We start from the raw sequence: 23314 nt of genomic DNA, 5'->3' as shown, positions 1-23314 counted from the left end.
TGCGCCTGTTAATCTGGACAGTGGTTTATGCCACCGATTCTGCCTCGCAACGGGCACTCCGGAAAACGCATTCCATCGGCTAACAACGGACTGACTAGCAATCTGGGACTTAGTCAAAACTCGCCATCTTTGAATGAGCAAGACGCATTATGCGACGAGCACGCAATACGAAACGCCGTAAGAACTTAAGTGCCCACACAGGAAGAATGGGGCTTCCGAAACGGCGACACTTGATCGAAGCCCTTGAAGATCGCCGTGTGCTTGCGAACTTCTCCGGCCTGTCGGGCGACATCATCGAAATTCGCCTAAGCGATCACTTTGACGGGATCGGTGATCAACTTCCTGGACTTGCCGATTCTAATGACGCGACCCTGTTTTTACCGTCACAGCTGGGGTTACCACCACTGGAACAAAGTAGGACATTTTTCGTCGCTCCTCACATCGATTCGGGCACGATTGTGGTGGACCTAATGATCGATCATTTGCCGGAGACGATTGAGATCGACATCCAGTCGGGATTTAGCATTGATCAGCCAGCCGCAGTAACTTTCGGGAATCAGTCGCTAGATGCGTTACGAGTCCAACAGCGGCTTCGGAGCCTTGGCTACGTCGGCCCGACGGGAGATGAAGTGCCTCTTTCGGCCAGCTTTGACACAGCGACTAAGTATTCCATTGGGTTGTTTAACGCTGCTTCGACGGGAAATCCGCTAACGCCCTCCTCGGATATTCGACGTGATCTTATTAATTCCATTGATGCACCGCGTTGGATAGAGCTCGATGTCGCAGCAATCAATACGACCGCTGACGGGGTACACGTTCTACCGAACCTTGACGGGAGTGATCAAACGGAACGTTTCATTTCAAGCCGTTGGGTCCAAGCGTCATCAAGTCAGACCTCATTCATTCCTTTTCTCGCCGACGACGCGCAAGCTGACAATGATGTCGCACAACAAGATCGGCTTGAACTCCGTCGTGGCAGTCTTCCTTATGGCGGACCGGTTGGCGGAGAAGAGTTCGACGGAGATCATCACGGCGGTCTCGAACTGGACTTTGAAACTCCGTCAACAAATGATTCAACGGCTCCCTTCTTTGCCTATCAAACCATTGATGGAATTCGTTATGTCAGCGGTAGTTCGGATCAACTGGTTTTTCTGGAATCTGGAACCTACGTCGAAGCCCCCGCTGGTACCTACCCTCTCGATCAAGCGGTCCAAGTTGAAATCCCCGGCGACACCGAAAACTCTTTGAGTGCATGGAACAACCGAGATGTCCTATCGGCAATCCGCGACTACCTACAAGACAATGCGAGCGTCGGTTACGACGTAGGGCGAATTCGAAATCAATTCCTAACGCTTTTGCAATCAGGCGTAAATTATCAAGAACCGAGATACGTCGACCACATCACCTATAACGATCCTCGAACGTGGATTTCAGCGGACGGAAGCGAATGGAACGGTGATGGACTGAACGGACCGGTTCGTTTTGGTCTGTCGAACAATGGTGTTTTCCAAGTCAATCTGGTTCCGTTTGTCGAAGCTTCAGACGTCCAGCCGGATTCAGCCGTCGTGCTTGTCGATGGGCTGAGTCAACTGACCGATGTCTTCGATTCCATCGAAAATTCGGCACTCTTTCAAACCGATATCCCGTTGGTGCAGCAAGACTACGGCAACTTTGTACCGCTCGCGGAGACCCTCCAACACGCCATCCATGCACCGCTAGAATCTTACTTCGCCTCAACAACGTCACCAAGTACAGACGAGATCATTGATCTGTTCAAAAGCTCGGCGAACGCCGTTGACGGTGTCCTGTTTCAAGTACAGCCGAACTCGGTGACCGGTGGTCGATACCTACACGATGAGGGAAACGAACTTCGATTTGGCTTGACAGTCACGGCAACACAAACACACCCGGATGTTCCTGTCGATTTGGGAGCTGCATGGGAAGAGGCCAACCTGCATCTGCATACCCCAGTCCTGATTGACCTGGAAGGACGTGTGACGCTGGATCTGTCGTTCGGTGTTGGGCTAAGCACCGGCGAAGAGTTTTTCTTTGACATCGACGACCTTCAGACTTCAGTACAAGCGTCGCATCAAGCGTTGGATTTCGACCTCAACGTTGGAGTTCTGGGCACCGAAGTTGTCGGCGGAACGATTGATTTGCAAACCGGCATTGAAGTTCAACTCAACGATGCACTTCAAGACCAACGCGGCAGGATCGACGGGGCAACCATTCAGCAAGGGTTAACACTCGAAGAACTGTTTCAGTTCTCAACAGAGACGTCGGCCGAAGCACAGTTCCCGATGAGCGCGACGCTCGGTGATTTTTCCACCAGTGGTACGAATCCTCACATTTCTGTTGTGGAAGAAGACGCCTTTGATGATGTCGATTCAACAATCGTTTACTCGGACTTCGACGAGATCATCCACTTTCGCAATCTGACTGCGACGGAAGTGCAAGAGATGCTTTCGTCGACCTTGGATTGGCAATCACAATGGAACGATTTGCTGGAAGAACCTCAAGCGGTTCCCTTTGGCTGGCAATTAACGACCGAAAACCTATTCGACACACCGGGTGCACTAAGCACAGCAATTGAGTCCAAGTTGATTTCCGAAGGGCAACCATCCTTCAGCACGCTTCAAGAATTGGTGGCGCTGCTTGATTCAGAGATTGCTCACTACGGATACGATCCCTCGACTGGCGAGTTCTCGATCGGCTTTGAATTTCAAGTTGTCGGCGAGACATTTCAGAACAAGCTGGATTTGGTCACGCTTCCGCACGACCCTCTGGCCGGGCAACCGTTTCCCGATCATCTGCAATTGCCGCTGATTTATCCACAAACGGTGACCGAGGGCTCTTTCGTTGCGAGAGACGAAGTCGCATTTGAGTTTGGAATCAACGTCCCCGCTTCAAGTGGCCCGACGCAACCAGAGCATTTCTACATTGACGATAGCCACATCGCTGGCGTTGTCGATCTAGCGGCCGGCTCAATCACCATGGATGGCCAGTATGGTTTCTTGGACGTGCTGTCGAATCACGGCGAAGGAAACTCTACGTTCTCCGTTGCGTTGGACGGTATCAACTCTCGCTACCACGTGAATCAATCTCCGCCAGTTGTCACCGCAAAGGCCGGCGGTGCGGCGTCGTTCGAATTGAAAGACTTTCGACCTGCAGACGGTGCATTCATCGTCGATGGTGATGACACCGCCTATTTCACTTGGTCTGATTTCGCAGACCTTTCCACGAGGGACTTAGATGTTCCGGCAGAGTTCCTCTGTTATCAACACGTCGGTTACACCGAAATCGTCCAGTCGCTACGTGCTGCTTCGGACTTTATCAACGACGCGGTTTCAGATCTGCCTTCCGAAGGCAACATCCCGCTGGTCAACGGAAATTTCAGTGACGTCCACCAGTTTGCGAGTGATTTTGAGGCTGCCGTTACTGAACTGGAGAACTTTCCTGCACAATCGATAGGAAAAGCGGAAGCTAAGATCCAAGAAACGCTCGCCGACCTGCTTGGCATCGCGCCCAGTGCGAGCGAATCGATCGAAGTCGATCTGTCTCTTTCCTGTGAAGCGATTCAAATCGAGATTGAAATCGTTGACGAGCTCATTAATCGAGTTGATGCGGTCTCAATTGATGTCGGCGGTTACAGCTTACTCGGTGGCGATTCACACACCAATCTGACATTGGTGACCGATCTCGTCGTCGGCGTGGATCTTTCGAATCCATCGAATCCTCGCAGTTATGTTGACGCGGAGTCCCAGGTCGAGTTGGAACTGAAATCGCATGCGGAAGCTTTGTCCGGGGCAATGACCTTGGGCCCGATCGGTGTCACCGTGAGCGATGGAAGAGTTGCGATCGATGCCGACGGTCTTGGAAGTAGTGAAGAGCCGGCGACCTTCGGTTTCTACGTCTCGGGCGATGCAGGCGATCGCTTTTACGCACCAAGCTTCGTAGGCAATTCAATTGAATTCGATCATGCTGGCGAAGCTGGAACAGACCTTCCGCTCTACTATCCTGACCCTTCGACACCGATGGGAGGCGTTGACGAAGACGATGGTAGCGACCCGGGGGACGACCTGGACGATTATCCGGAAAATCATGTCGTCTTCGTGCAAACGGACCTCCTCGACGCGTCCACCGCCGAACTGGTCGAACATCCTCCGGTCGAATCACTGTTCGCAGACTTCTCGCTACTGGGCGCCTTGGAGAACGGTATCAATCAGTTGCTTGGATTGTTTGGCAGTAAACTCGGTTCGCAATGGTCCTCTTTTGAGTTGCCGTTGGTCGGAAACGGACTTGCCCAAGGTAACAGCTTCGCCGCAGCTCTTACTTCGACGCTTGCAAGTTCGGTTCAGAACATCGAGTCCAATGCGATCGCCGAAGTTCAACAGCTCCTTTATAACGGTTTTGTCGGAGCTGGTCTTACGCCTGGAGATATATCAGGTCCTGAAGGCACACCCGATGGGAACAGCGACTACCACGACGTCGTCGCGGATAACTCAGACGACTTCATTCAGTTCGATGTGCAGCTTGTCAGATCGCTCTCCGCATTTGGAGCGAATATCCCACTGGACATTGGACTTCCACTGTTGGGCTTTGACATCGAGGGTGATATCCCTTTGGATGCCGGACTTGGGTTCACTTGGAATCTTGGATTCGGCGTCAGCGAACAAGACGGATTTTATTTGACCCACAGCGACAGCACGACACCCGAGTTTGTCGCGGACTTTGGAATTGAAATTCCCGATGCGGAGATCAATGCCCAATTCGGATTGCTTTCTCTTTCGGTCGAAGACAACGACGCTTCTCCTTCGAATTTAGGGCTCGAGACAAGTCTCGATTTTATTGACCCGACGCCCGGGGACCACCGGATCACCCTTTCCGAACTCCGCAATTCTTCCTCTTGGGATTTCAGCTACGACGGTGGTGTGTCCCTGAATCTTCATCTAGCGTCGCGTTTCGATACCGATTATTTCCCAGGATTTGAAACGGATTTTGTATTGGAGTTGCCTATCGTTTCGTCAGACGACACGGAAAACGAACTTAGGATCCAATTTCAGAATGCGACAATCGACCTAGGGGGTTTTGCCACGACCGTCGTGAAGCCTTTGGTGGAGCAAGCGGAATTGATGCTCCGGCCACTGGATCCGCTGCTTGATGTCATTTTAGAACCGATTCCGATTCTGTCGGATTTTTCTGCGTTGGCGTCTTCTTTGGGATGTCATGACATCGGAGATACAGTCGAAATTGCCGATGCGATCAGCTGCCTCTCTAGTGTGAGTCCATGGTTCTTGCTGGCTGATACGGTGATCAGCGTAAGAGAACTTCTAGACAACCTTCGCGGCAGCGGAGGTTCATTGCACTACCATCTCGGCGATTTGGATCTTACCGAATCGACTGATCCACGCAGGCAATCGTTTTCAGTAGACCGGGCATTGGAAACGCTAGAGTCTATCGACGTCGCAGCAGCATTGGACTCGCTCGAGGCAACGGGATTGGCGGCGAATTCCTTAGATGCGATCAAGGAATCATTTCATACGGTCCAAGATCGAGGACGAGGGTTGTACTATCCCATCCTCGAGAATCCAGCGTCGGCATTTGGATTGCTCTTCAACAAAGACGTCGACCTTGCCGTATATGATTTGCCTCGATTTGAGGGTTCAGGGAATCTGCCCGGAGGAAGATTCACGATCTACCCCAATTTTGACGTCGACTTGAAAGGCGACTACGAATACTTGTTCGATGTCGATCTAGCGTACGACACCCGCGGACTTCGTGAAATCATTGATTCCGGGCGACCGGCCGACTTACTCAACGGTCTTTACCTGACTGATTTCGATGACTCCGGTAATGACAAGATCGAAGTTGAGCTCGGTTTTTCTTATAAAATCCGTGGAGGTTACGGCGTCGATTTCGCGAACATCGTAGAGCTCGTCGACGCCTCTGCCTCTGGCCGATTGCGGACTCTCGACAGTGACGGAACACCGGGCACATTAAAACTTGACCTGCGGGATATCGACGAAGACGGCAAGGTTCGCTTCAACGAAATGGCAAGTTTGTTGGGCCTTGCCAATGGTGACCCGACTGGATTGTTTGATCTTTCTGGCCGCCTCGTTGGTGAATTAGTGGCGTCTGTGTGGGCCGGGTTTGAAGTACAAATCTTTGCCGGCCACGAAACAAAGGAGGTTTGTTTCGCAACTTACTGCAAAGATGTTCCAGATTTGTCGCGGCCGAAATATCGGACAGTCAAGGAAACATTCTACGAGAACGAATGGGAGTTTCTTCATCAAGTCATTCTTGATCTGGATGACTTGAACGTCGGCGGATTGGAGAATTCGCCGACGCTGGCAGAGCTTGATGACGGAACATTGTGGTTGAACGTCGGTGACCGTGCGTCGTTGCGATCAGACGATGCGACCGACAGTTCCGAAAGCTACCAAATCAAGCAAACCTCAACCGAATTGATCGTTGAGGCGTATGGGGTGTCTCAGTCATTTCCGCTCGGCGATGTCTCTTTGATTCGAGCTGACTTTGGGCTCGGTGAAGACTCTCTTTTAGTCGATCAGAGCGTCAGTATTGGCGGTGTGTTCTCCGGTGGCGAAAAGGCTGATTCACTGATCTACCGGGGTAGCAGTAACGTCGTTCTTTACGGTGATGGAGGCGATGACCGCCTGGAAGGTAGTGACGGTGGCGATACGATTCGCGGAGGAACAGGATCCGATACGATTCTCGGAGGAGCGGGCAACGACACGATCTATGGCGAATCTGGTAACGACAAGATCGCGGGAGGATTGGGCAACGACAAGCTGTACGGAGGGGCCGACAACGACCAAATCGCAGGCGATGCTGGCGACGACACGATCGAGGGCAATTCTGGTCGAGATCAAATCTCGGGCGGCGGCGGTGACGATGTCATTGACGGTGGTGACGACGACGACCGGCTCTTCGGCGACTCCGGGTTGGACACGATCGATGGAGGTGCCGGAGACGATTTGATCGACGGAGGCGACGACGCCGACACGATTCACGGAGGAGCGGACGATGACAATCTCTTAGGTGGATCGGGCACTGCCCCCGATACGATTGACGGGGGAACGGGCAACGACTCAATCCGTGGCGGCGGGGGCGATGATGTGCTTCGCGGCGGGGACGGGGACGACCGTCTCTTCGGCGAAGAAGGCGATGACCGACTGGAAGGTCAATCCGGTGATGACAGCCTGTACGGCGAGCAAGGAAATGATGTGTTACTTGGCGGAATCGGAAGTGACATACTTTCCGGCGGTTCTGGCAATGACAACATCAGCGGTGGCGACGGAGTCGACACCGGCATCGGTGGTGATGGCGATGATGTCTTACATGGAGACGACGATGCAGATGTACTCTCCGGGGGTGACGGTAACGATCAGCTCTTTGGCGGTGCCGGCGAAGATGTCCTCGATGGCGGCGACGACAACGACGCAATTGAGGGTGGCCTCGGTGACGATGTCATTGACGGAGCACGCGGCAACGACGAACTCGATGGCGGCGGCGGCAATGACATTCTGTTCGGCGGAAGCGGGAATGACATTATCCATGGGGATAGCGGAGATGATTGGATCCGCGGAAGTCTCGGCGACGACGAAGTCACAGGTGGCGACGGAAACGATCTGATCGAAGGCGGTTCCGGCAACGACTCGCTTCAAGGCAACGCGGGCCAGGACACGATCTTTGGTGATGGCGGCGATGACGTCTTATCCGGTGATGACGACAACGACATCGTTCGCGGCGGATCGGGCGACGACACAATTGGTGGCGGACGAGGCAACGACGAACTCTCGGGAGAATCCGGATCAGACACGATCTCTGGCGGTGAAGGTACTGATCAAATCAAAGGCGGACCGCACGACGACTTGCTCTTCGGCGGCGCCGACGACGATGACATTCTTGGCGAAACTGGCGACGACCGAATTCAAGCGGGCACCGGCAACGACACCGTCGATGGCGGTACCGGCGATGATTTGATTGGCGGTGGCTCTGGCAACGACCAACTCCTAGGAAACGTGGGCAATGATCGAATCGATGCGGGTGACGGCGACGACTTCGTCGACGGCGGTCGAGGAGACGACATTGCCGAGGGTGGGGCTGGCGACGATACGATCGAAGGTGGGGACGGGGATGATCGGATCCTTGGAGGCCCGGGCAGTGATCTCCTCAGTGGAGGTGATGGCCATGATTACATTGATGGTGGTTCAGGCGTTGACACGATCGCCGGCGAAGCGGGTGACGACACCATTGATGCGGGCCCCAGCGTCGGCGACACACTGCTTGGCGGTGACGGCGACGACACTCTGATCGGTTCGGATCTCGGGAGCGAAATCGATCCCGACTTTGCCGATGATCAACGCTTCGGCGACTACATCGACGCTGGGGCAGGCAACGATCTGATCCGCTCATTTGGTGGCGCCGATTACATCCTTGGCGGCGAAGGAAACGATCAAATCAATGCCGGATCAGGTGCCGATTTTGTTCTCGGTGGAATAGGCAACGACACCATCGATGTGGGCGCGGGAACCGGCGATCAAGCTGACGGTGAAGCCGGCGAAGACACAATCTACGGCTCCGTGTTTGGATCTGATCGACTGCGCGGTGGCATGGGGGATGATCGCCTCTTTGGTTACGGCGGCGCAGATCAACTCTGGGGCGGCCCCGGAAACGATTGGCTCAACGGTGGTACCGGAGTCGACTTGCTTGCGGGCGAGGAGGACAATGACGAACTTCACGGTGGCGGTGGCGCCGGGGACCAACTTTTAGGCGGCGAAGGCAACGACGTTCTTTATGGCAGCGAGGACGGCGCGGACATTGCCAGTGGCGGACCGGGGAAAGATGCGATCTTTGGTTATGGAGGCAACGATCAGCTACGCGGCGACGAAGGCGACGATCAGATTTGGGGTGGCGATGGGGACGACTTCATCGAAGGCGGCCCCGGGACCGATACGATCCTTGGTGAGTCACACCATGATCAGTTGTACGGACACACGGCCGATGGGGTCGGTGATGACGCTGCCGTTGACTATCTGTATGGCGACTTTGGTATCGGGACGATCTCTCTCTCGGCCCCAGTCTACCGAGGTGTCCCGGGCCGAGATCAACTGTTCGGTGGCGGAGGGAACGACATCCTGTTCGGCGAGGAGGAAGACGATGCGATCGATGCCGGCAACAGTTCCGGAGACACGATCAACTTCGGTGACGGTGAATCCATCGATCCGTCTGCCTATCTTCCGCCAACGGCAACGGACGCTCCCGCGGTCGCACCTGCCATCCCGGATGCTTCCCAGTCTGCAAGCCTCCCCGATGGATCCACCGAACCCGGAATATGGAACGGTGTCGACGGAAGCGCCTCAGCAGATGGAGTCAGCGGTAGAGTTGGAATCGCATCAGGTAGTGTCATCGCGGTTGATGGTACCGCACGCTATGTCGCTTGGAATGATGATCGGTCGGGCGTCTTTCAAATCTACGTGGCGAAGCATGACACAAACACAGGCTGGATTGAACTAGACGGGTCAGCCGGATTTGGCGGGATTTCTAATTCCGAAACAAGCTCAACAGAACCTTCGATTGTCATCGACACGTTGGGCAACCCCATTGTGGCTTGGACAGAACGAAGTAATGACGATTCGTGGGTCCGGGCAATGACATGGGATTCGAATTCCGAAACATGGCTGCCGCTGTCGTCAATGGATTCAGGATTGGTCAGCACAGGAAATCGTGCGAGTGCACCACAGGTCATCAGTACCCCAAACGGCCCGCTGATTGCCTACATCGACGAAGTGACTGGAATCCGGGACTTGACTGCGATGCGTTACAACGGTGTAACGAAATCATGGCACGGAGTTGATGGGTCTACAAATGGTTTTGGAGTTTGCCTGACTCAAGACGTGATCGATTTCTCATTGGCCCAAAATGGCGATTTGATCGCTGTCAGCTTTACCCGTGAACATGCTGAGGGTAGCCAAATTCACGTCAAAGAATTTGACGGTTTGAATTGGAATGACCTTTCGACTTCAGAGTCAACTGGGGTTAGCGGATCCGCGATTGCTGCAACGAGTTCGACGGTCGCCTACCACGACAGCGACTTGTACTTGGCTTGGTCCGACGCATTGCAGGAAGAGGATTTCGGTGCTGAAATCTTTGTCCGACGCTACGTCAATGGCCAATGGGAAGAAGCCGCACCAGGGGCCGCGAGTGGCGTCGGACTCTCTGGCGAACGTCGACCGGGACTGGCAAACGCGTCCTCTCCTCAGCTAATTTCTCACGACAACGTGCTTTCGTTGACATGGCTGGAGCAATCCTTTGCTGACGACGAGGCTCACGTCGTAACCACTCGATTCGATGGAAGTACGTTTCAACCGATGGCGTCACCTGGTACCTCGATTGTGTCGAGTCATCAGGGCACACTGCAATCGTTGGCAACGGCTGCCGGAGATGCTGGTCAGCTTTGGATGACGTGGACCGAGTTCAATGGTTCGACAAGTGTGGTTCGAGCGATCACAAGCGGAAGCGAGCCGATCCGGACCTTTGTCGCAGATGCAGCCCAGTCAGTTGCCGACATTCTTGCCGCTGAAAACCTCGGTCCCGGCGATCGTATCTTCGTCACGGTTGACCAATACGACCCGATCGATGTTGCCCAATCTGACTCGGGTGTCGAAATATTGGCCGGCGGTGACATTGCGATACATGCTTCCGTCACTGTTTCCGATGCATCAAACGTCACCTTCCAAGGTTTCAGATTCAGTGGAACCTTGAATGTTAACTCGGCGTCGAACCTGACAATACGAGACTCAATCTTTTCAGGACCGACCTTTCAAATTCGCGATGGCGTCGGATTGAGGTTTCTTCGCAATGAAATCAATTCGCTGATTCTGCTGGAGGGCGAAGGAGATGGTCTCACATTTTCTAACAACCATATTTCCCGCCCACTTCGCTTCGTAGGAAACCAGAACGATGTCACCATTGAGCACAACACGTTTTCGCAAGGAGTCTTAATCGCAAGTCCCGTCGATGGAATGATGCGGCACAATCACATCGCCGGAACACTAGACTTGCAGGCGGCGTGGACGGGGGCGATTCGTGACAACCAGATCTCCGATTCATCTGTCGGAGTTCGCTACGGTGCGGATGCGGACCTGTTTGGCAACCGAATTGAAAACAATTCCGTCGGCGTCGTTGTTTCTGGTGGGACGAGACCCTTCGGTTCCGCCGGAGCCAATTGGATCATTAATAACAACGTCGGTGTCGAACTTGATCAAACCTCCGTTGTGATGCAGCAACTGGATAGTAACACCATCGGCGTTCAAGGCGTTGGTGATGTCGGTCTGCAGGAACGGGGGAATTTGATCTCTGGATCAAACATCGGAGTGAATGTCACGGGAGCCATCATTGGAAATGAATTGAGACAAAACGAGGTCGCGGTCCAGGCGCATGACAACCAATGGATACGCAATAACCTATTCCAGGACAATTCGCTTCATCTCGAAATGAAAGGCACCGTTAGCACGCGTGTTCACAACAATACATTTTTAGGTATTGGGACCGTTGACCTGCGTTCTGCAACACGTGAGGCGGAACTGATTGGAAACCTGTTCGGATTCGGAAGCAAGATCGAAGTCAACTCGGGAAGTGAAGCTGGCTACTTTGCCGACTACAACGTTTTATCCGAGATCAACTACCTTGGTCATCAATTCGACGATGTACTGGACTGGCGAATCGATCTTGGTCAATTTGATCAGCATTCCTACGGCGTGACACGTGTTTCACCCACCGGCGTCGAGCCAATTCACTCCATAAGCGCCTCAGTCCATACACGCCAGGTCAGTTCCAGTGCGAATCAGCGTCGCACATCGGTGGCAATCGATGGCGGTCATCCACTTGTTATTTGGCCAGAGGAATCAGTTCGGCAAGGGGGCTCGGGGCAACTTCTACTTAACCCTAGCTTCGAAGACGACCTTTCCGAATGGACACAGTCGCCAACGTTAAACGCATCGATTCAGACATCATCAGCATTCGGAGGGAATCGATCGCTGAATGTGATTTCATCAGCGACCGGATCGCTTTCTCAAGTGATCGATCTTGTGGGAAATGGTGTCGACGTGGGACACCTGGATGCATCCAGGCTCGATGCGATCGCGTCGCTGCGGTTGCGTTTGGGGGATGGCACCGAAGATTCTACCACGTTGAGACTGGAGATTGAATTTCGCGCCGCAGATCAGTCAACGATAGACACAGTGCTTGCTTCCAGCAGTGTGACGCGTGACCGATGGCATATCGTTGGCGGACGGTTCAGGATCCCCGCGCAAACGCGGTCGATCGTCTATCGAATTGTGAGTGAAGGCGCGGCCTTAGCAGGCCAGCAAGAATGGATTGACGACGCATCACTCGTTGTGATCGACGACCAAGCTGGCATGAACATCGGTGCCCGATCAGCGACGACAGCGGATGTCTCGAATGAATCGAGCGGACCGCGACTCTACCTGCGCAGCCCCGACTTATACGTGGATTGGAATAGCGATGTCCCGAAGACTATCCGTTGGGATTCGTTCGATATCCCGGATAACGAGGCGATCCGAATCGATGTCTATCAAGACACTGCCGGTGGTCCCACGCTTCTGACCAACATCGCTGCGGCGACTGGTAACGATGGCGAATTCTCTTGGACGCCCGCGACATCGGGGATCACGGAAGGAACCCACGGCTTGCGATTGCAGCTCTCGATGGTCAACGATCCCATCGTTTTTGATCGTAGCCTGGAAGTCTTTAGTGTTCCCGAAGGCACAAATCAGTTCTTCGTCAATGATGACCAGTTGATCGATGATGGATTTACTTCAGCAGTCGGCGATCACCGAAATACGGGACGGCTTGCGTCATCACCCAAGCCTTCTGTCAATAGCATCCTCGATGCCTACTCCATCGGTGCGGGCGATACCTTGTCGATTGATACGGGGCACTACTCGATTTTCCGTCCGATCATCATCTCAAACCAATCCGGAGTTGGTGATGACGAAGGTTTCACCCTTCGCGGTTCGCTTGCAGGTGAAACCAGTCTTACTCATGCGTTTTCGACTACGCTTGCCCCGGTGATCAGTCTTGTCGACGCTGACTACCTTGTCATCAGTGATTTTGTGCTCTTCGGCGGAACCTATGGAGTGCATTCCGATTCGCAATCAGAGAACAACGCGATCAGCCGATTGAGGGTTTCGAATAACGCTGCCGACGGGATTTATCTTGGTGGAACTCAATCAGGGCGTCTTTCCGAGATTGAGTCTTTTAACAATGGCGGACGCGGCATCTGGATCGCGGGAGGTGCCGACTCTATCACATCGGTAGTCGCGGGTGGAAACGGTGACGATGGGTTACGGATCGATGGCGCAGTTTCGGAAGTTTCACACTCGCTTTTCCATGATAACGACGGAGCAGGGCTTTATTTGCAAAGTCCTGCCAACAGCGTCGTGCAAGCCAACCAAGTTTATCGTAACGCCAAAGTTGGAATCGATGTCGGGCAAGGCGATAGCAGTACGCTGATCGGGGCAACCGATCTCGCGATGGGACTTGGGAATCTGGTCTTTGAAAACGGCGAAGAAGGAATCAGTGTTTATGGCGGCGTTCGAGTCGTCGGAAACACTGTCTACGGACACGGGGGAACCGCCGGGATCGAAGCATGGACGGACAGTGTGATTCGCAACAACGTTCTGTACGACAACCGCACGGGAATCGATGCCGATGTTCGAGTGTTGGTCGCTGAGAACCGAATTTTCAACAGCAGCACTGGAATCCGCCTTGAAGAGAGTGCTGCCCAAGGAAACGTCATCTACTCATCATCGGCCGGAATCACAAGCGTGGGATCACGCTCCAGTTCAATCCTTAACAATCTTATCTACGATGTGTCGAGCGCGGGGATCAATGGTGGTGGATCAGGGGTGGTCATTCGCAACAACACCATCGATACGAATGCATCGGGGCCTGCGATCACTCTGATTTCAGCTGATGTTTCCAACAACATTATTCGTGCAACCAATGGATCCGCCCTGGGAGCTTTGCGTACCGACTACACATTTGATAGTGATTTCAACTTGTTTTCGCTTGGCGAAGATGCCTTCATCGGGACATGGGCAGGAGCGGCACGCGACAGCTTGGACGGCTGGAGCCAAATCACGGGATTCGATCAAAACAGTATCATTGCCGACCCCATGTTCGTTGATCCCGCCGGAGCCGACGGAGTCATCGGAGCAAGCGGACCCGCACTCGGTTTCGACGACGACTATCACTTACAAAGCTTGTACGGAAGCTTCCACAGTGGGGCATTGGCTCCCATTCTCGATAGCGAGACCGGTCTTCCGATTTTTGCCCCTGGCGTGCTAACGCTGGACACGCGGCAATCACCAGGGATAGACCGTGGAGACCTCGCTGTTTCAGTTGCCGACGAACCAACCAACAACGGCGGAGTCGTTAACTTGGGGGCCTTTGGCGGCACGATTTACGCTTCTAAAAGTGCGTCCGAGTATCTTTTGGTCACCCAGCCGGGTTCGTCAGCGGTCTGGCCAATTGGGCAGAGCTTTGACATCGAATGGCGAACAAGCCAAGTCGATGGCACTGTCGATGTCAGCCTAATACCGGTCGGCGGTGGTGATCCCATCCTGATCGCGGACGGCAGTCCCAATAACGGAATATTAGTGTTTGATGTTGCGACAGACATCCCACTGGGCGACTACTACGTACGGGTTGCTGGCGACGGCGATTCCATCGGCGTTTCCGTCGGGACAGTAACAATCGCTGGTGAAACGAACAGCTACTATGTCAACCTCGCAGCCGACGCAGACCTGACTGACAACCAGTACACAACCGCAGCGGGAAGCGAAGCTGCCGATGGCTTGACCCCACAGACGCCGGCTGCTTCGATCAGACAGATCCTGAATAATTATGACCTCGGCGACGGCGATACGATTTTTGTCGATACCGGCGTGTACGAAATTGACACCGAAATCGCGATCGATCTCGACGATTCTGGGGTCACAATCTCCGGCCCCACCGATGAAGATAAGACGGCAGTCATCGACCGAGGTGGTAGCGGCACTGCTTTTCTGCTTGAAGCAGCCGATGATATCACGTTGAGTCACCTCGCGATCACCCGCGCAGAAGTAGGAGTCTCGATCGAAGCTATCCCGGGAAATAGTGCCTATCGAAATCGAATCGTGTCATCGGAGATCTACGACAACGAATACGGCATCTTAATGCAACATGGCAGTTTGGCAGTTATTGGGGATGTCATCATTGAAAACAATGTGATTCGTAATAACTCTCAAGCCGGGGTATATCACAACTCGCGAAGTTCCAACGGGATCGTTGTTCGCGGGAATCAAGTCTATGAGAATCGAGATGGCATCCATTTCACTTCGTACCAATCAAATTGGACCCTCGATGTCTTAATCACGCAAAATGAAGTCTATTCGAATACGATTACGGGGATCCGAACGCACGGTAGTGAAGTCGTGGTGGAAGACAACCGTGTCTACAGTCATTATCGCACTAGTGACACTCAGTTTGCTGGAACGGGAGTGATACTTAGCGGCTCAATAGCCAGAGAAAACGAAGTCTTTCAAAACTACATCGGTATGTCAGGTGGCTCACTGGTCGAGGAGAATTCGATTTTCGGAAACGATATAGGATTGATCGGGTCCGGAAATGCCACACGAAATAAAATCTTTGGAAACCTCGCAGGGTTGATGCATGGGACGAATGTCACGTCGAATCTGTTCTATAACAATCAAACGGTTTCGATCGGCGTCACGAATGCAAGGCTGAACGCAGTCGGGAATACGATCTTCCAGCCGCAAGGCGATGCCATCTCGATCAGTAACACGACAGGCACATCTGAATTGCGAAACAACATTATCTCGGTCGGATCGGGCACCGCGATTCAAGTTGATGAGATTTCGCAGTCCAACTTCATTAGTGACTACAACCAGTTTGATCTAGGGGACGAGAGTACGTTCGCGATCTGGGGCGACACGACGTTTACGAGTCAGACGGACTGGGTCTACGAGTTGGGGCTGGATTCCCATAGCATCTTCACGGCTCCCGGATTCATCGATCCCAATGGGGCTGACGATGTTTTGGGAGGTACAATTGTCAATACGGAACTTGTTACCGGCGGCGAGTCGCCGTGGACCTTTAGCGGTCTCATTCCGGGACGTACTTACCAACTCGCAGTCAGCGTCTCTAATGCAAGTAATCAATGGAATATTCTCCATCACAACGTTACCGATGACGACGGGAACTTGGCGACTATTCAGCGATCCAAATTCGGCGGCTCCGACGAGTTTGAAGCGGACGGTTATCACTGGACTTGGATAGGAACTTTCCAAGCAAAGACGGAAAGCCTTAGTCTATCGAGTTACTTCAGTCGCGGATCACTTCCCATCGATGCGGTTCGGCTTGACGAACTCGCCATTGCGGATGCCGGCGATGACGACTTTCATCTTGCGGGCAACGCACCGGGTATCGATAGAGGAGACCCGACCCTTGTCTTTGACAATGAACCGCTTCCAAACGGCGCACGTGTCAACCTTGGTGCCTACGGAAATACCGACGAAGCTACTCGCAGTGCGACCCAAACGCTTCAGGTACTTTCGCCGACAGGATTTGAGAAATGGGAAACGGGATCAACCAACCCTGTTCAGTTTGTCGGCGTCGGACTTCCGGATGATGCGACGGCATCGATCGACATTTCAGTCGACCTGGGGCAAACCTGGACAGAGATCAGCAACGACCTCACTTTGGTCACAGGCCAGGTAAATTATTTTTCCTGGACCATCCCCGATGGACTCGCGACTGATACACCAACCGCAATGTTGCGAATTCGTAGTGGATCGATACAAGTAGCGTCCACTCCTTTCGCGATCGTTTCTGAGGGAAGCCAATACTACGTCAATGTGGCGGACGATGTCGACTTTTCCGATAACCAGTACACGTCTGCTGCGGGCGACAACTCCAATAGTGGGAAACGGCCGGACGCACCGATGGCCAGCCTTGCCGCACTGCTTCGTGTTTACGAGCTACACCCAGGTGACACTGTTTACGTTGATACCGGGCATTACCAATTACAGAGTGATATTCTCCTCGGTCCGCAACACTCCGGCGTGACGATTACAGGGCCAAGCGACCCAGCAAAACAAGCGGTCATCGAACGCGGAAACACTCTGGATAGTTCGGATGTCTTTGAGCTGTTTGGTACATCTGACGTGACTATTTCGCACTTGACGATGACAGGTGCTTACAACGGTATTCATCTAGTCGAAAACTCTGGAAACACTGATACGACGATCAATTCCAACTCGCTCCATGGGAACATCTACGGGATTACGGCAGATCGTGGGAATAGTGACGTTTCGGTGGTCGCCAACCAGTTGGATGGAAACGATAACGGGATGTATATCGCTGCTGTGCCGGCACTGGTCAGTGAAAACGAAGTCTTCCACAACGACACCGGGATTCATGCAACGGATCCGGGGGGCGGGCCAGCGGAGTCAATGATAACGGTTCAAAACAATGAGGTTTTTGCCAATCAAAACTACGGAATCATCACAGATGGGGCACGATCTTTGGTGATAGAGAATCGTGTTTATGGAAATCGGCAGACCGGAATTCGAGTCGAGGACGGAGCGCAGGCAATCGCGAACGATGTTTTTCAAAATGCCAACGGAGTCATGCCGCTCACAGATGCAATGGTCCAGCACAATGCAATTCATGGCAATACGTATGGGATTTGGACAAATCGTACCGTACGAGACTATCCGCAGTGGAATCCGTCAGTCATCGAGCAAAACACGATCTTCGGCAATCGCTTCGGAATCTACCTCGCCCCCGGCGGCTACAGTCACCAAGCGTTAATCAGATCCAACTTGATCTATGGTAGCTTTGATAGTGCAATCGAAATTTCAAAGTGGAGAGGTCATTACAACTCGCAAGGAGGCATCTTCGGGAATACGATTCGGCACACCGGTTCAGACGCGATCAATTTGAACTACGGTGAAATCGCAAGTATTCGTTTCGAGGACAACATCTTTTCAGTAAGTGAAGGAAGCGTGTTCTCGATCGCTTCATTCGTGGATCTGTCCGAGTTTTCAAGCGACTACAACCTTTTTGATCTCAGCAACGGAGCTTCGATCGCCACTTGGTCTGGTATCGACACGACGAGTTTGCTCGACTGGCGACTGTTGTATGGGAAGGGACAACACAGTCTATTTGCGGATCCTCAATTCGTTGATGTCGATGGGGCGGACAATGTCCTGGGATTGGATGTGATTCCCGTCGAAGTGATCGACAATGGAGATTCCGGATTCTCGCAAGAAGGCGATTGGACACTGGTGACCGGGGATGGATATGGAGACGACTATTTGGCTGGACATCGAAGTCAAAGTGAATCGGCGACCTGGACGTTTGACGGCCTGACCCCGGGAAAAGCCTACCGCTTGGCAGTGACTTTCGTTCCACATGAATCTCGTGCACAGTATGCGATTTCCGATGACAGCGGTGTCTTAGCTTCGGTGACATATGACCAGGAACACTATGGCGACGACAATGTGTTCAATAATGGCATACTTCATTTCTATCGAGATGGATTCGCATGGACGCAGCTAGGAACTTATGTTCCAACTGGGTCTCAGTTGGTCGTCTCAATGACCGGTCTGAATATTGGAGCTCATCAATTCTTTCCCACGGCAGATGCCGTTCGTATCGATGAGATTATTCCACCACAAACGATTGATGACGACTTCCGGTTAGGCTCTTCCTCGGCAGGTATCGACCGAGCGAATCCTTTATCCGGATTTTTTTCCGAACCGAATCCGAACGGTGCCCGACGAAATATCGGTGCTTATGGGAATACGGACTCCGCAACAACCAGTAACATACAAACCATTCGAGTCAATTCGCCATCGGGTGACGAGAAGTTGTTCGCGGGGAATTCTTATCCAATCGAATTTGATAGCGCCGGTTTGACAGATACGGTGACGCTGGAACTTTCCACCGACATGGGTGTCTCATGGATGGAAATTGCAACGGATGTTCCTGTCAACACAGATGGATCTGGTATCTATCAATGGCACATTCCAGAGAGCTATTCAACCGTCGACATCACTGCGTTGATCCGGGCACGGAGCGGTTCGGCTATTGAGACGGCAATGTCCCCATTCCAGATCGTACCAGCCCGAACGGCGGGTGAAAACGCGTTCTACATAAACGTCGCCGATGACACTAATTTCAGTGACAACCAATACACGACGGCATCCGGCGACAATCGCAACAGCGGACGCAGTCCCGATCGTCCGATGTCGTCACTGGAAGCGCTGCTACGAGTTTATGACTTAGAACCCGGTGACGTAATCTACGTGGATACCGGCGATTATGAGTTGCTCGCCAACCTTTTGATTTCTGACAACGATTCGGGAGTCACTATCACTGGCCCGACGGAACCAGATAAGTCTGCAGTCATTCGACGTGGGAACGGATCAGAGGATGCAGCGGTCTTTGAAATTGTGGGTGCTTCCAATGTCACGTTATCAAACCTAGGCATTGCTGATGGCTACTACGGAATCTGGCTTCCGGATAACAAGGGCAGTTCGCAACTGAGATTTCAAGATAACGAGATTTTTTCCAATCAGTATTCTGGTATCCAAGCGGCGTCAGGAAATGTTGGCGTCACCATCATCGGAAACGAAGTCCATGAAAACGGTACCTACGGTATCCTCGCCGAGTCTGAGGAGATGCTAATCCAAGGTAATCGGGTTTTATCAAACGATTGGGGAGTCCTCGCTAGCGATACGGTTGAAGTTCGTGGGAATGAAGTTCTTAACAACGTTCATTTCGGAATCTATCTTTCCGACAGCAGTGCAATTGCGATCGACAATCAAGTCTGGGGACATCGTCAAGGCAGTTCGTTCGCCGGAGGCGTGGGGATTTATGGGGTCGGTACCATTGTTGGAAACACAACCTACGATAACGACACCGGAATCGTTATTACCTCTGGAGCCATCGCCGAAGACAACCGGATTTACGGAAACCAGACGGGGCTATGGGGGCGTGAATGGCGTGAATCGAAGATCATTGGAAATGCGATCTACAGCAATAGCCAAGGGATCTTCTTCAGTGGAACTGGGAATTATGGCGCTGTTGTCTCGAATTTGATCTACGCCAATACCAATCAAGCCGTATTGCTAGACGGATTCGGACGGGATTATGAAGGTGACAATGGGTTGGTGACCGGTAATACGATCCATCAAGCTGTCGGCAATGCCGTGACTATCACTTCGTCGTATGACCGAGACGATCGATACGACAGTAAAAACATTCGGTTTTTCAACAACATCGTCACGGTCGAGAATGGGGCCGCATTTGCCATCGCGAACGATTCGCTTTCGGGTTGGCAGAGCGATTACAACTTGATTTCCCTCGGCGGCGGAACCTCTGCAAACTACGGTACCTTTGGAGATGTGCTCGCATCTGATTTGACCGCGTGGCAAGACGCCACGGGTATGGCGAGCCATTCACAGCAAGCCGATCCGTTGTTCGTCGATCGCAACGGGATCGATAATCAGTTGGGGTACATCAACGGAGTTGACTACGGTCAAGACGATAACTGGGCACTCTACAAGGGCTCCCCCGCGATCGATGCGGGTGATCTACTAAAGGCGACTGCTATCGACTACCTAGGGTCCGATCGCCGCGACGATCCAGGAACAGTGAACATGGGCGCAATCGACTATGCGGAGTCTGCATTCGTGGAGGTTGGTTATGCGGCAATCGGTGTATCACTCAACTTGGGTTCCTCAGAATTTGCTACCGTACAATACAGTCTGCCCTTTGACTTTCCCTACTTCGGTCGCGTCGAAGCGTCCGTCAATCTATCCAATCAAGGGCTTCTGCAATTTGGCTCCGATACGAATCTTTCTTGGACACCCAATGCGCACGAACGTCTTCATTCCGAGACGATGAACCGCGTCACCGCAATGTGGCAGGACATTCATACCGGTGGTGCTGGCGATGGCGTATTCGTAGACGATTCGGTAGCGGACCAAGTCACTTTCCATTGGAATGCGACGTCGCGAGTCGATGGGGCAGATGTTCGGTTTGCGGTAACGTTACATCGCTCGGGCGACTTCGGCTTTCACTATGGATTAACCGGCGGCCTTGCACCGGTTGCAGGATATGCCGTCGATGGAGCGTATACCGTTTCGCGAATTGCGAGTTCCGACGGGATGACCACAGGGCTCGACAACAAGAAACTGAGCTTCATTACAACGTCCGGCTATATCGATCTGGGGGCAATTGAATTTCGAGGCGACAGCGACGATGTATTGCCTCCATTGCTGGTCTCGGCAACTCCCGACGCGATTACGACGGGTGGACAAACCAGTGCATTGATTGATTCATTCCAAATTCAATTCAGCGAGGAAGTCAACTATTTCGATGCGAGATCGTTCTCCGCATATGAACTTCGAGAGGCAGGCATCAACGGCATGTTTGGGGATGCGGATGACACGGTGTTTGTCCTGACACCATCCTTCGGTTTGGGGGAATCCTTCGTCCATTTGCAATTGGATCGAAGCGTCTTGCATAGCGCACCTTCGGCCACAATGGAACTGAGTCTTGAAGGTCCGTTATCGACTGACGATGCGACTCAGTCTAACGATTCATTGCAATACTACCTTCCCGAGGGTAACTATCGATTTGAACTTCATAGCGATGTCACCGGCAGTATCCACGATGCGTCGGGACTTTCCTTTGATGGTGATGGAGATGGCCAACCCGGAGGGAAATTCACTCAGGAATTTGAAGTGCGATTTGCCCCCGAATTTCTGACTTTAGACCTGACTCCGTCGATCTTCGAAGGACAAAACGCGACTCTCGCAGGTCAATTTCGGGACATTAGCGGAGGTGCAATTCATACCCTGCTTATCGATTGGGAAGACGGAGCACCGGTTGAGTCGATTTCAATCGAAGCGGGTGAGCAATCATTTTCGATTGACCATCGATATGTCGATGACAGTTCAAGTCAACCGTCTGGATCGTTCCAAGTAACGGCGACCCTTCTAAACGATATCGGTCGTCAAGTAACAAACACCGAACTCTCTATCACTGTCGCTAATTTCACACCCTCGATTGATTCCGTCGTCGCCCCGTTATCCGTCGCAGAGTTTGAAACTTTCGTGCTGTCAGGAGCAATTACTGACTTGGGAACCAACGATGCTTTGACCCTTGCGATTGATTGGGGGTATGGGCTAGTTGAGCACGTTGAGTTGCCCGCTGGCATCAATGTTTTCTCTGTCGAGCACGCTTACGTCGACGTCGACTTCCAAGTTGAAGCAATCGATCAAATCATTTCGATCTCGGTCTCCGATGGCAATGCGACATCAAGCGATGTCAACAAGACGATAGAGCTATGGACGAGCAACTCTCCGCCAAGGGTGAATGACCAGCTATTTGAGATCACCGAAAACTCTCCCGGCGGTACGGTTGTCGGACAGGTGTTGAACGCAGATCCGGACTTAGTTGCTCCAGGTCAGGACACACAAGCTTTTTCGATCGTTGGTGGAACGGGGATCGGACTATTCGAAATTGATCCATCGGGGGTCATTCGCTCGACTGGCGGAAGCGTTTTAGACTACGAGCATGTCACCAGTTACTCCCTGTACGTTGAAGCGACCGACGGTCGGGGAGCGACTGACTTAGCGCTCATCAACATCGCTCTGCAAAACCAAATTGAGGTCGTTTCGGCTACCGTTGACGACGGAACGGCCCAACGATCCGTCGTCCGATCACTGACGATCCGGTTTGATGCAGTCGTCACATTGTCGGCAGATGCCATTGAGATTGAAACTCAATCAGGCGAGACGATCGCGCCGATCATCACAACCCACAACGAACTCGGACGCACAATCGCGACGTTAACATTTGCCGGTGACATGGTCGATGCAAGTGGTGCGCTTCTCGATGGTAGGTATTCGATTCGGATTCAACGCGAGAAGATTGAATCCGATTCAGCTTCCGTGATGGCGAGCGACTTCGTCGATGACTTCTTCCGCTTGCTGGGCGATGGAGACGGTGACCAGGACGTCGATGCAAGTGACCTTGCTCGTTTCAGTCGTACTCTAAACCAATACGTTGGGGACGAGGCCTTCGATCCCAGCTACGATTTCGACGGTGATGGAGATGTCGATGCGCACGATCTAGCACGTTTTCGCAGACAATTGATGCGATGATGCGAAGCAACTTAATGGTGACG

Annotated in this window: 1 protein-coding gene; it reads left to right on the top strand. The window is 52.7% G+C overall.

The annotated features are described in order from the left end of the window. Nucleotides 1-149 precede the first annotated feature (149 nt). Nucleotides 150-23291, top strand: a complete 23142-nt coding sequence (locus tag FYC48_RS15000) for a right-handed parallel beta-helix repeat-containing protein (RefSeq protein ID WP_149497533.1) — start codon at nucleotides 150-152, stop codon at nucleotides 23289-23291. Nucleotides 23292-23314: the final 23 nt, after the last annotated feature.

It is taken from the genome of Roseiconus lacunae (genome assembly GCF_008312935.1).
Lineage (GTDB): Bacteria > Planctomycetota > Planctomycetia > Pirellulales > Pirellulaceae > Stieleria > Stieleria lacunae.
Note: the sequence above shows the minus strand (reverse complement) of the source record. Positions and strands in the feature narration are given on the sequence as shown.